Source organism: Afipia felis ATCC 53690, assembly GCF_000314735.2.
In the GTDB taxonomy this organism is placed as follows: Bacteria; Pseudomonadota; Alphaproteobacteria; order Rhizobiales; family Xanthobacteraceae; genus Afipia; species Afipia felis.
The window spans coordinates 1,238,643-1,251,319 of the sequence record NZ_KB375270.1 but is presented as its reverse complement, the minus strand read 5'-3'; the positions used below and the strand labels follow the sequence as shown (position 1 = coordinate 1,251,319).

At 62.6% G+C, this 12,677-nt stretch carries 12 protein-coding genes; 9 read left to right on the top strand and 3 right to left on the bottom strand.

Annotated features, from left to right (window positions below; all coding sequences use genetic code 11):
- Positions 1-142 precede the first annotated feature (142 nt).
- Both sucC and sucD read left to right on the top strand, forming a co-directional pair.
- Complete coding sequence (gene sucC, locus HMPREF9697_RS05920; RefSeq protein ID WP_002716258.1) at positions 143-1,315, top strand: ADP-forming succinate--CoA ligase subunit beta; 1,173 nt, start codon at positions 143-145, stop codon at positions 1,313-1,315.
- A 1-nt stretch (position 1,316) separates the two neighbouring features.
- Complete coding sequence (gene sucD, locus HMPREF9697_RS05915) at positions 1,317-2,186, top strand: succinate--CoA ligase subunit alpha (protein ID WP_002716257.1); 870 nt, start codon at positions 1,317-1,319, stop codon at positions 2,184-2,186.
- Positions 2,187-2,216: 30 nt separating this feature from the next.
- On the opposite strand, the gene HMPREF9697_RS05910 is transcribed toward sucD, so the two are convergent.
- Entirely contained in the window at positions 2,217-2,570 is a 354-nt protein-coding gene (locus HMPREF9697_RS05910; RefSeq protein WP_002716256.1) for a GFA family protein, read from the bottom strand.
- Between the two features lie 51 nt (positions 2,571-2,621).
- Positions 2,622-3,446, bottom strand: coding sequence for an HTH-type transcriptional regulator BhcR (gene bhcR / locus HMPREF9697_RS05905; protein ID WP_002716255.1), 825 nt, complete (start codon positions 3,444-3,446; stop codon positions 2,622-2,624).
- Positions 3,447-3,658: 212 nt separating this feature from the next.
- Between bhcR and gcl the strand changes: the two genes are divergently transcribed.
- The 7 genes from gcl (at position 3,659) to HMPREF9697_RS05865 (ending at position 11,723) form a co-directional block, all read left to right on the top strand.
- Entirely contained in the window at positions 3,659-5,452 is a 1,794-nt protein-coding gene (gene gcl / locus HMPREF9697_RS05900; protein ID WP_002716254.1) for a glyoxylate carboligase, read from the top strand.
- A 53-nt stretch (positions 5,453-5,505) separates the two neighbouring features.
- On the top strand, positions 5,506-6,276 hold the full coding sequence (gene hyi / locus HMPREF9697_RS05895; protein WP_002716253.1) for a hydroxypyruvate isomerase: 771 nt from the start codon (positions 5,506-5,508) through the stop codon (positions 6,274-6,276).
- Between the two features lie 40 nt (positions 6,277-6,316).
- A complete protein-coding gene (gene glxR, locus HMPREF9697_RS05890) occupies positions 6,317-7,207 on the top strand; it encodes a 2-hydroxy-3-oxopropionate reductase (RefSeq protein ID WP_002716252.1) in 891 nt (296 codons plus the stop codon).
- A gap of 67 nt (positions 7,208-7,274) precedes the next feature.
- Entirely contained in the window at positions 7,275-8,294 is a 1,020-nt protein-coding gene (locus tag HMPREF9697_RS05885) for a 2-dehydropantoate 2-reductase (RefSeq protein ID WP_002716251.1), read from the top strand.
- Positions 8,295-8,452: 158 nt separating this feature from the next.
- Positions 8,453-9,433 carry a pyruvate kinase gene (locus HMPREF9697_RS20100; protein WP_002716250.1) on the top strand — a complete coding sequence of 327 codons (981 nt, stop codon included), beginning with the start codon at positions 8,453-8,455 and terminating at the stop codon, positions 9,431-9,433.
- A gap of 66 nt (positions 9,434-9,499) precedes the next feature.
- On the top strand, positions 9,500-10,909 hold the full coding sequence (gene pyk, locus HMPREF9697_RS05870) for a pyruvate kinase (protein WP_002716249.1): 1,410 nt from the start codon (positions 9,500-9,502) through the stop codon (positions 10,907-10,909).
- 40 nt (positions 10,910-10,949) lie between these two features.
- Complete coding sequence (locus HMPREF9697_RS05865; protein WP_002716248.1) at positions 10,950-11,723, top strand: fumarylacetoacetate hydrolase family protein; 774 nt, start codon at positions 10,950-10,952, stop codon at positions 11,721-11,723.
- Between the two features lie 85 nt (positions 11,724-11,808).
- On the opposite strand, the gene HMPREF9697_RS05860 is transcribed toward HMPREF9697_RS05865, so the two are convergent.
- Positions 11,809-12,546 (bottom strand): GntR family transcriptional regulator, encoded by a 738-nt coding sequence (locus HMPREF9697_RS05860; RefSeq protein ID WP_172583891.1) that lies wholly within the window; start codon positions 12,544-12,546, stop codon positions 11,809-11,811.
- Positions 12,547-12,677: the final 131 nt, after the last annotated feature.

The window sequence follows — 12,677 nt, the reverse complement described above, 5'->3', positions numbered from 1 at the left end:
CGTGCGTTGCGGAGGTGCGGCGAGTTTGGTATTCCGGTGATGAAAGTCGTTCGGTGCGAAGTCGGCCTGAAGGCCCTTTATTGTTGAATCGAGGGGCGAACCTACGCAGCATCGGTCGAAGCCACCGGCTGGAGATGCGCGCGTGAATCTGCACGAGTTTCAGGCAAAACAAATTCTGGCGGGGTATGGCCTGCCGACGCCGGGCGGCAAGGTCGCCATCACGCCCGATCAGGCGGCGGCGATCTTCACCGAACTCGGCGCGACGTCTGCGGCCGTCAAGGCGCAGGTTCATGCCGGCGGCCGCGCGCAGGCGGGCGGCGTCAAGATCGTTCATTCGGCCGCGGAAGCCAAATCGGTCGCGGCCTCGCTTCTCGGCAAGAAACTCGTCACCGCCCAGACCGGCCCGGCCGGGCGTGTGGTCCGGCGCATTTACATCGAGAACGCCGTCGATCCGGTGCGCGAACTGCACGTCGCGCTTCTGATCGACGGGTCTTCCGGCCATCTCACGCTGTTCGGCAGCGCGCGGGGCGGGGACGATATCGAGCAACGCGCGGCGCGCGGCGAATTGCGTCTGGAGCGGCTCAACCTGGGCGATGGCTCCAAACGGCAGGCCGACAATGTTGCGGCATTCGCCACGCGCATCCGCATCGACGCCGGATCGCTGGCGGCTTTCGAGAAGATCGTCGACGGCCTGCGCCGCGCCTTCGTCGAACTCGACGCCAGCCTCATCGAGATCAATCCGCTCGCGATCCTGCGCGACGGCAGTTTCCAGGCTCTCGACGTCAAGATGGTGCTGGAAGACAACGCGCTGTTCCGCCACCCAGAACTCACCGCCTTGCGCGACGAGGACGACATCGACCACCGCGAGGTCGAGGCGCAGCGCCACCAGCTCAATTTCGTCAGCATGGACGGCAATATCGGCGTCGTCGCCAACGGCGCAGGCTTAGGGCTTGCGAGCGTCGATCTCGTCTGCGCGGCGGGTGGCAAGCCTGCGAACTTCATGGATATCCGCACCACGGCGACAAGTCTCGACGTGGCCTACGGCTTCGGTCTCCTGCTCGATAACCCCGCCACCCGCGCGATCTTCCTCAATGTGCATGGCGGCGGCATGCAGCCTTGCGACACCATCGCGGAAGGGCTCGGCATCGCCATGCGCCGCACCGGCCGCTCGCTGCCGGTGGTGGCGCGGCTCGCGGGCAACAACGCGGAATTCGCGCGCTCGCGTTTCGTCAATTTCGGTTGCCCGGTCATCGATTGCCCGGACATGTGGACGGCTGCGACCAAGGTCGTCGCCATTGCGCAGAAGGGAGGATGAGGTGGCCATCCTCGTCAACAAAGAGACCAAGGTGCTGTGCCAGGGCATGACCGGCTGGGCGGGCACTCACCACACTGCGCGCATGATGGAATACGGCACCGATGTTGTCGCGGGCGTGACGCCGGGCAAGGGCGGCCGCACGCATCTCGAACTACCGATCTACGACACCGTCGCCAAGGCGAAGGCCGAGACTGGCGCCAATGCCAGCATGATCTTCGTGCCGCCGGCGAACGCGGCCAGCGCGATGATCGAGGCAATCGAGGCCGAGATTCCGCTGATCGTGGCGGTTACCGAGCGTGTCCCGGCGCTCGACATGGTGCGGGTGCGTCAGGCACTCGATGGCTCGAGAACGCGTCTCGTTGGCCCCAATTCGCAGGGCATTCTCGCGCCGGAAATCTGCATGATCGGCGTGATGGCGACCGGCAGCGAACGGCCGGGGAACGTCGGCATCGTTTCTCGCTCGGCCTCGCTCACGAGCGAGGTGGTGGCGCAGATTTCGGCGGAAGGCCTCGGACAGTCGACCACGGTCGGCGTCGGCGGCGATCCGATTCACGGCGTCAGCATGCTTCAATGCGTCGAGCTGTTTCTTGAGGACCCCGAAACCAAGGGGATCGTGCTGATCGGCGAGATCGGCGGCACCGAGGAGCAGGAGGTCGCCGAATATCTGCAGGGCCGCAAGGCCTCGAAGCCGATCGTGGCGCTGATTGCCGGCCAGTACGCGCCGCCTGAGCGGCGCATGGGCCATTCCGGCACGCTGACGATGTACGGTCGCGGCGACGCCAGCAGCAAGATCGCTGCGCTGGAGCGGGCAGGGGTGCAGGTCGCGCCAAGTTCGCATCTTGTCGGCGCGACGATTCGTCAGGCGTTGTAGGGCGCGCGCTGATAGCCCGAGCACTGCTCGTCAGTAACTGCGGCCGTCGACCTTCTGCACGGGCAGGGCGTCGATATCGACGTCATCCAGGCAGCGCACATTGATTGCCGCCATCTCCCGGCCGTCCGGCGCCGTTCCGCGTGCGAAGGACTGGATTCCGCATGTCGAACAGAACAGATGATGGATAGCGTGCTTGTTGAACGTGTATTCCGTCGTCGCATCCTTGCCCTTCAGGAGGGTGAAGGAGGTAGCGGGCGCAAAGGCGAGCAGCGATCCGAGCCGCCCGCAGCGCGAGCAGTTGCAGGCCATCACGCCGTTGAGGTCGAGTTGCACTTCATATCGCACGGCGCCGCACTGGCATCCGCCGCTGTAGGTCTCGGGCATGGCTGTTGTTTCCGTGAACCGGAGACTGGTTAGCGCGCGAAAATCATCCGCTCAAGCGCGCTGCGGCAGGACCCCGCCGATCGACGACGTGATCTGGTCGGCCGCACGCATCACCAGCGGGCCGAATTCACCAAGGCGCTGCGTGGTCAGCCGCACCGTGGGGCCCGAGATCGACACCGCGGCGATAGTTTCACCCAGTTCGTTATAGATGGGGGCTGCGATGCAGCGCATGCCGGGCGTGCGCTCCTCATCGTCAATCGCCCAGCCGCGTTCACGGCTCTCGGTGAGTTCGGCGAACAACTCCGCGGGATCGACGCGGGTCTTATCGGTAAAGCGTTGCAGACCCTTCGCGTAGAGAATCTGCTTCACGCGTGCTTCGGGCAGGCCCGCGAGCAGGGCCTTGCCGACGCCGGAGGCGTGCATCAGGCTGCGCGAGCCGGCGCGGAAGAAGGCGCGCAGCGTGTTATGGCTCTCGATCTGCGAGATAAAGACCACCTCGCCATTGTCCTCGATGCCGAGATTGATGGTCTCGCCGGTCTGCTCCATCAACTGGCGCATCACCTCGCGACCCATGCCGGCGAGGCGGCGGTTGCGCAGGAATGTCATGCCGGTCTTGAAGGCGTCGACGCCGATCAGCCAGAGCCCACGCTCCTCGTCATGCATCGCAAAGCGGTGCGCCTCGAGCGTGAACAGCAGGCGGTGCACGGTGGAAGGGGCGAGGCCCGAGCGCTGCGCCAGATCGGTCAGCGTTAGGCCGTCGGCCTCCGAAATCAGCCGTAGCAGCGCAAGTCCACGGTCCAGCGCCTGGATCGATCCAGCCTTTGCGGGATTGAAGTTTCGCGGCCGCCCGCGCTTGCGGTGATCTGCCGTGCTCATTGGGTCTGACTCCAGAGTTGCCGTTTCTTCGCATATTACGGAAATATTTTTTATAATGAAACCTGATCAAACGATTTATAAGGTCAACTTATTGATCCTATAGAATAAAATATCAATAGACAAAACTGGAAAAATATTCTGAAATGAGTTGACGAATAAAACCTTTTGGCATTCAGTATGCCAGTCAGAAAAATAATTCAGGGAGAGCCTTCATGGCCCGTATGAGAGCTATCGACGCCGCTGTCGCCGTTCTGGAGAAGGAAGGCATCGTTCAGGCGTTCGGCGTTCCCGGCGCTGCGATCAATCCGCTTTATTCGGCGTTGAAGAAGCGCGGTTCGATCAAGCATGTGCTGGCTCGCCACGTCGAAGGCGCTTCCCACATGGCCGAGGGCTATACCCGCACCAAGCCCGGCAACATCGGCATCTGCATCGGCACCTCGGGTCCCGCCGGCACCGATATGATCACCGGCCTCTATTCGGCGAGCGCGGATTCGATTCCGATCCTATGCATTACCGGGCAGGCGCCGCGTGCGCGCCTCTACAAGGAAGATTTCCAGGCCGTCGATATCGAGTCGATCGCCAAGCCGGTCACCAAGTGGGCGGTGACGGTGCGCGAGCCCGCGCTCGTGCCGCGCGTATTCCAGCAGGCGTTCCACATCATGCGCTCGGGCCGTCCTGGTCCGGTGCTGATCGATCTGCCGATCGATGTGCAGATGGCCGAGATCGAGTTCGACGAGGACACCTACGCGCCGCTGCCGGTCTACAAGCCATCGGCGACCCGCAAGCAGGTCGAGAAGGCGCTTGAGATGCTCAACGCCGCCGAGAAGCCGCTGATCGTCGCCGGTGGCGGCATCATTGGCGCCGGTGCGTCCGATCTTCTGGTGCAGTTCGCGGAGACGCTGAACGTGCCGGTAATCCCGACGCTGATGGGGTGGGGCTCCATTCCCGACGACCACGTGCTGATGGCAGGCATGGTCGGTCTGCAGACCAGCCACCGCTACGGCAACGCGACCATGCTCGAATCCGATTTCGTGCTTGGCATCGGCAATCGCTGGGCCAATCGCCACACCGGTTCGATCGAGACCTATACCAAGGGCCGCAAGTTCGTTCACGTCGACATCGAGCCGACACAGATCGGGCGCGTGTTCAACCCCGATCTCGGCATCGTCTCCGACGCCAAGGCGGCTCTCGAACTGTTCGTGCAGGTCGCGAAGGAATGGAAGAAGGCCGGCAAGCTCAAGGAGCGTCAGGCCTGGCCAGCGGCGTGTCAGGATCGCAAGCGCACCATGCTGCGCAAGAGCCATTACGACAACGTGCCGATCAAGCCGCAGCGCGTCTACGAGGAGATGAGCAAGGCGTTCGGTCGCGACACCTGCTACGTCAGCGTCATCGGTCTGTCGCAGATCGCGGGTGGCCAATTCCTCGGCGTCTACAAGCCGAACCACTGGATCAACGCCGGTCAGGCGGGTCCGCTCGGCTGGACGCTGCCCGCGGCGCTCGGCGTGCGCGCGGCCGATCCGGATCGCGAAATCGTCGCGTTGTCGGGTGATTACGACTTCCAGTTCCTGATTGAGGAGCTTGCAGTCGGCGCGCAGTTCAAACTGCCTTACATCCACGTTCTCGTGAACAACTCCTATCTCGGGCTGATCCGTCAGGCGCAGCGCGGCTTCGACATGGATTACGAGGTCCAGCTCTCGTTCAACAACGTCAATACGCCGGAGATCGGCGAATACGGCGTCGACCATGTCAAGGTCGCGGAAGGCCTCGGCTGCAAGGCGATCCGTGTGACCGACCCGAAGAATGCGCAGGCTGCCTTCACGCAGGCGCGCAAGTGGATGAAGGAATTCAGCGTGCCGGTGGTCGTCGAGTTCATTCTCGAACGTGTGACCAACATCTCCATGGGCACCGAGATCGACAATGTCGTCGAGTTCGAGGAGGTCCTCGACCTTCCGCTTGACGAAGTGCCGGCAGGTAAGGGTAATCCTCGCAAGCTGCAGCCCGTCTAGGCTGCAGCGGCGATCCCGCAACCTGTCACAAACTGGAAATGAAGGAGGGCGCTTTGCCGCGCTTTGCAGCCAATCTCACGATGTTGTTCAACGAAATGCCGTTCATGGAGCGCTTCGCCGCCGCGGCGAAGGCCGGCTTCAAGGGCGTTGAATATCTGTTTCCCTACGATTTCCCGGCTGAGGAACTGGCCAAGCAGCTTTCGACGCACGGTCTGACGCAGGTCCTTCACAATCTGCCCGCGGGCGATTGGGGGAAGGGCGAGCGCGGCATCGCGATCTTCCCGGACCGCGTTGACGAGTTCAACGCCGGCGTCACCAAGGCGATCAGCTACGCCAAGGCGCTGAAGTGCACGCAGCTCAATTGTCTCGTTGGCATTCTGCCGCAGGGTGCCGATGCGAAGAAGCATCACGACACGCTGATCTCGAACCTGAAGTTCGCAGCCTCCGCGCTCAAGAACGAGGGTATCAAGCTGCTGATCGAGCCGATCAACACCCGCGACATTCCGGGCTTCTTCCTGACCCACACCAAGCAGGCGCTGGACATCATCGCCGAGGTCGGTTCGGACAACCTCTACGACCAGTACGATATTTATCACATGCAGATCATGGAGGGCGACCTGGCCCGCACGATCGAGGCTAACTTGCCCAAGATCGCGCACATCCAGCTTGCGGACAATCCGGGCCGCAACGAGCCGGGCACGGGCGAGATCAACTATCCCTTCCTGTACGAGTTCATCGACAAGATCGGCTACAAAGGCTGGATCGGTGCCGAGTACAAGCCTAAGACCGATACGGTCGCAGGGCTTGGCTGGTTGCCGAAGTAACGCCTGACGCCGTTTCAGAAATCCACGAGGGAGTTTTTAGATGTCAAAGAAACTGGGCTTCATCGGACTGGGCACGATGGGTGCGCCGATGGCCGGTCATCTGATCGCCGCCGGTCACGAGGTTCACCTTTACACTATCGAAGGCGTGCCGGCCGATCTTTCCAAGAAGGGCAAGGTTGCCAAGAACGCTGCCGAAGTCGCGAAGAACGCCGACATCATCATCATCATGGTGCCGGATACGCCGCACGTCGAATCCGTGCTGTTCGGAGAGAACGGCGTCGCCGAGCATCTCGGCAAGGGCAAGATCGTGGTCGACATGAGCTCGATCTCGCCGATCGAAACCAAGAAGTTCGCCGCGAAGGTCGAAAAGCTCGGCGCGCGCTATCTCGATGCGCCGGTCTCCGGCGGTGAGGTCGGTGCCAAGGCCGCGTCGCTCACCATCATGGTCGGCGGTCACGACGACGACTTCGCAACCGTGAAGCCGTATTTCGAGCTGATGGGCAAGAACATCACCCATGTCGGTGCGAACGGCGACGGTCAGACCACCAAGGTCGCGAACCAGATCATCGTCGCGCTCAACATCGAGGCGGTGGCGGAAGCTCTGATCTTTGCCTCGAAAGCGGGCGCCGATCCGGCCAAGGTGCGTCAGGCGCTGATGGGCGGCTTTGCGTCGTCGCGCATCCTCGAGGTGCATGGCGAGCGCATGATCAAGCGCACCTTCGATCCAGGCTTCCGCATCGAACTGCACCAGAAGGATCTCAACCTCGCGCTGCAGGGTGCCAAGGCGCTCGGCGTGGCGCTGCCGAACACCGCGATGGCGCAGGAATTGTTCAACACCTGTGCGGCCAATGGCGGCAAGGCGTGGGATCACTCGGGCATGGTGAAGGCGCTCGAGCTGATGGCCAACCACGCGGTCGCCGGCAAGAAGTAAGCGATACCGGACATCCGGGGCCTCGCGCCCCGGATATCCCCCAGAACAATAATTTTAGGAGGGGTCCATGAAGGTTTGTATTTTCGGTGCTGGCGCGATCGGCGGCTATATGGCCGTGATGATGAAACGTGGCGGCGTCGATGTTTCGCTCGTCGCGCGCGGACCCCACCTTGCCGCCATCAAGGCCAACGGCCTGAAGGTCGTGTTCAAGGACAAGGAATTGTCGGCTGACATGCCGGCGACCAACGATCCCAAGGAACTGGGCCCTCAGGATTACATCATTATCGCGCTGAAAGCGCACCAGGCGTGGGAGTCGGTCGATCAGCTCAAGCCGCTGCTCGGCCCGAACACGGTGGTCGTCACCGCGCAGAACGGCGTGCCGTGGTGGTATTTCTATGGCCTCGACGAGAAGTTCGGTTCGCTGCGGCTCAAGAGCGTCGATCCCGACAACCGCCAGTGGAATGCGATCGGCCCACAGCGCATCATCGGCGCCACCGTCTATCCGGCGACCGAGATCACGGAGCCGGGCGTCATCAAGCATATCTACGGCGATCAGTTCGGTCTCGGCGAACCGAATCGTCAGCCGAGCGAGCGCCTGACCAAATTCGCCGACGCGCTCACCGCGGGCGGGCTGAAGCCGCGCCTGTATGACGACATCCGCGACGACATCTGGATCAAACTGTGGGGCAACCTCTGCTTTAATCCGCTGTCCGCTCTCACCCACGCCACGCTCGACATCGTCGCGACCGATCCTGGCACGCGCGCGGTTGCGAAGAACATGATGCTCGAGGCGCAGCAGATCGGTCAGCATTTCGGCGCCAATTTCCGCGTCGACGTGGAGCGGCGCATCAACGGCGCCGCCGGTGTAGGTGCGCACCGCACCTCGATGCTGCAGGATCTCGACAAGAGGCGTCCGCTGGAGATTGATGCGCTTCTGACCTCGGTGCAGGAGATGGGACATCTCGCCAACATCAAGACGCCGTATATCGACACGGTGCTGGCGCTGGTGCAGCAGATGGGCCGCTCCAACGGCGTCTATCCAACGTTCCCGGATGAAGTCCGCGCTCCCGAAGCGGTGTCGGCCTGATTTGACATGCGCATGCCGGATGTTTGCTCCGGCGTGCGCAAACTCTCCCTGCGATTGCCCGTTTTCGCGCGCATGTCGTGCAGGATATATTTATTTGCAGCTTGAATCGGATTATCTGGGGCAATGATTGTCCTGGGAATTGACGGAAGGAATTGAAGATGAGCCGCAATCGGCGCGCGAAGATTGTAGCGACGCTAGGCCCGGCGAGTTCCTCGCCCGAGATGATCCGCAAGCTCTATGATGCCGGGGTCGACATGTTCCGGCTCAATTTCAGCCACGGTACCCACGAGGATCACCGCGCGCGCTATGAGGCGATCCGCGCGGTCGAGCGCGAGGTCGGCACGCCGATCGCGATCCTGCAGGATCTGCAGGGTCCGAAGATCCGCCTCGGGCCGCTGGAAGGCGGCAAGCGCGAACTGACCAACGGCAGCACGGTTCGCTTCGTCTGCGAAAAGACTGCGAAGGGCAACGACCTGCCGCTGCCGCACAAGGAGGTGTTCGACGCCATCGTGCCGGGCAACCAGCTTCTGATCGACGACGGCAAGGTGCGGCTGTCGGCGACCGGCGTGGGCGAGGGCTATATCGATGCCAGGGTGATTGCCGGCGGCATCGTCAGCGACCGCAAGGGCGTCAACCTGCCGGACACGATTCTGGCGCTGTCGCCGATCACCGAGAAGGATCGCGTCGATCTCGCCTTCGGCCTCGAGCTCAAGAACATCACCCATGTCGGTGCGAACGGCGACGGTCAGACCACCAAGGTCGCGAACCAGATCATCGTCGCGCTCAACATCGAGGCGGTGGCGGAAGCGCTGATCTTTGCCTCGAAAGCGGGCGCCGATCCGGCCAAGGTGCGTCAGGCGCTGATGGGCGGCTTTGCGTCGTCGCGCATCCTCGAGGTGCATGGCGAGCGCATGATCAAGCGCACCTTCGATCCGGGCTTCCGCATCGAGTTGCACCAGAAGGATCTCAACCTCGCGCTGCAGGGTGCCAAGGCGCTCGGCGTGGCGCTGCCGAACACCGCGATGGCGCAGGAATTGTTCAACACCTGTGCGGCCAATGGCGGCAAGGCGTGGGATCACTCGGGCATGGTGAAGGCGCTCGAGCTGATGGCCAACCACGCGGTCGCCGGCAAGAAGTAAGCAATACCGGACATCCGGGGCTTCGTGCCCCGGATATCCCAGTTATATTGACGGAAGGAATTGAAGATGAGCCGCAATCGGCGCGCGAAGATCGTTGCGACGCTAGGCCCGGCGAGTTCCTCGCCCGAGATGATCCGCAAGCTCTATGATGCCGGGGTCGACATGTTCCGGCTCAATTTCAGCCACGGTACCCACGAGGATCACCGCGCGCGCTATGAGGCGATCCGCGCGGTCGAGCGCGAGGTCGGCACGCCGATCGCGATCCTGCAGGATCTGCAGGGTCCGAAGATCCGCCTCGGGCCGCTGGAAGGCGGCAAGCGCGAACTGACCAACGGCAGCACGGTTCGCTTCGTCTGCGAAAAGACTGCGAAGGGCAACGACCTGCCGCTGCCGCACAAGGAGGTGTTCGACGCCATCGTGCCGGGCAACCAGCTTCTGATCGACGACGGCAAGGTGCGGCTGTCGGCGACCGGCGTGGGCGAGGGCTATATCGATGCCAGGGTGATTGCCGGCGGCATCGTCAGCGACCGCAAGGGCGTCAACCTGCCGGACACGATTCTGGCGCTGTCGCCGATCACCGAGAAGGATCGCGTCGATCTCGCCTTCGGCCTCGAGCTTGGCGTCGACTGGGTCGCGTTCTCGTTCGTGCAGCGCGCCTCCGACCTGATCGAGGCGCACACGCTGGTTGGCGGGCGCGCGGGCGTGATGTCGAAGATCGAGAAGCCGGCGGCGATGTCGGTGATCGAGGATATCGTCGCACTGTCGGATTCCATCATGGTGGCGCGCGGCGATCTCGGCGTGGAAATCCCGCCGGAGGACGTGCCGGGCGCGCAGAAAGATCTGGTGCGGCTGTGCCGTCTGGCGGGCAAGCCGGTCATCATCGCGACCCAGATGCTGGAATCGATGATCCAGACGCCGACGCCGACGCGCGCGGAATCCTCCGACGTCGCGACCGCGATCTATGACGGCTCCGACGCGGTGATGTTGTCGGCCGAGTCCGCTTCGGGGCAGTTTCCGGTGCAGGCGGTCCAGACGATGGACCGCATCATCCGCCGGACCGAGCAGCACAAGGCGTATCGCAGCATCGTCGCGGCGCTGCATCCGCAGGTCGAGCCTTTGCCGCAGCACGCGATCGCGGCGGCGGCCACGGAGGTCGCCGACTCCATCAGTGCCGCCTGTATCGTGGCGTTCACCTCGAGCGGCGCGACCGCCTACCGGATCGCGCGCCAGCGTTCGCCGACGCCGATCCTGAGCGTGACGCCGAATGAGTCGACCGCCCGCCAGCTGGCCTGGCTGTGGGGCTCGACGAGCATGCGTTCGGACGATATTGCGTCATATGACGAAATGGTGAGCCATGCGGTTCATCATGCCAAGGACAGCGGGCTTGCGAAGGACGGCGACTGCATCGTCGTGGTCGCGGGCGTGCCATTCGGCAAATCGGGTTCGACCAACAATCTCCGCGTCGTTACCGTCTGACCGGAAGCGCGCGACATAAGGCGTAAGAGCAGGGGAAACGATGACACAGTGGATTCGATATCGTGCGAACGGCAAGGCGGGCTTCGGTACGCTGAGCGGGGACACCATCGCCGAGCATACTGGCGACATGTTCGCATCGCCCAAGGCCACGGGGCAGACGCTGGCGATTTCCAGCGTCGAGGTGCTGCCGCCGTCCGAGCCGACCAAGATCGTTGCGCTGTGGAATAATTTCCGTGAACTCGCGGCGAAACTGAAGCAGTCGATTCCGCCGGAGCCGCTTTACTTCATCAAGGCGAATTCCAGCATTACTTCGCCGAACACAACGATCAAGCGGCCGAAAGCCTATGCCGGCAAGGTCGTGTATGAGGGCGAACTCGGCATCGTCATCGGCAAGACCTGTACCAACGCCTCGGAGGAAGAGGCCGAGAAGGCGATCTTCGGCTACACTTGCGTCAACGACATCACGGCGGCTGAAGTCCTCTTCAAGGATGAGAGCTTCGCTCAGTGGACCCGCGCCAAGAGCTACGACGGGTTTGGTCCGTTCGGTCCGGTGATCGCGACGGGACTTGATCCGGCGACGTTGTCGGTGCGTCTCGTCCTGAATGGTGCGGAGCGGCAGAACTACAAGGTCTCTGACATGATCTTCCAGCCGCGCAAGCTCGTCAGCATGCTGTCGCACGATATGACGCTGAATCCCGGCGATCTGATCTGCTGCGGTACTTCGATCGGTGTAGGCACCATGAAGGAGCCGAGCAACATCATGGACGTGACGATCGAGGGCATCGGCACGCTGCATAATGTGTACGAGAACTGACAACCGGTTTCCGCAGAAGACACCACATTAAAAAAGCCGCCTGCGATCGCAGGCGGCTTTTTCGATTCAAGCAGGGCCAAGGCACCTATTCGAAGATGCCGTCGCTGTGGGCGGCCACATAGTCGGCGAGGCCAAGCGTGTGGTCGCGCGACAGGATCACGGCGCGTTCGGTCTCGCGCTTCTCAATGGCGTCGATGATGGCGAGGTGATCGACGATCGAACGCGAGGCGCGGTCGTCGCGGCCGATGGTGATCTGACGCAGGCCCCGTACGTGCAGCAGGATCTGCTCAGTCATGTCGACCAGCACCTGCGAGCCCGACAGCTTCACGATGGTCTGGTGAAACAGAATGTTGGCCGAAGAATATTCGCTGAGGTGATCGGACGGCTTGTGGGCGTCGTCGAACCCCCGGAACAGGCGGCGCAGGCCGGCGATGGCTTCGTCGCTCGCATGCAGGGTGGCGAGGCGGGCCGCCATGCTTTCCAGTGCGGCCCAGGCCTGGATCATGTCGATGACTTCGCGTTTGGTCTTCTTCAGAACCATCACGCCCTTGCGCGGCACTGATTTGACGAGGCCTTCGTGCTCGAGCATCACGATGGCTTCGCGGACCGGAGTGCGGCTGACGCCAAGCTGTTCGGAGAGCTGCCGCTCGTCGATCCACGCGGGCTCGGCGGAAGCGTAGATATCCATATCGAGGATGGCCTGCTTCAGAGCCTCATAGGCGCGGGTCTTGAAAGTTTGCTCAGGTGCGAACCGGCCGACGACGAGTTCAGGTGCCGGCTTCGACAAGGGCGCCCGCTGGGCGATTGGTTTCACGCGTTCCATCCCGTTATTATCTGGCATATTTCCTGCCGTATGCCAGTAACTGGCGGTTTAGTGGGTATTAGGGTCCGATTCCTATACTAGAGGGTCTTGGCCCATAAAACCAAGGCCCCAGAAGGGGCCTTGGTCAGTCT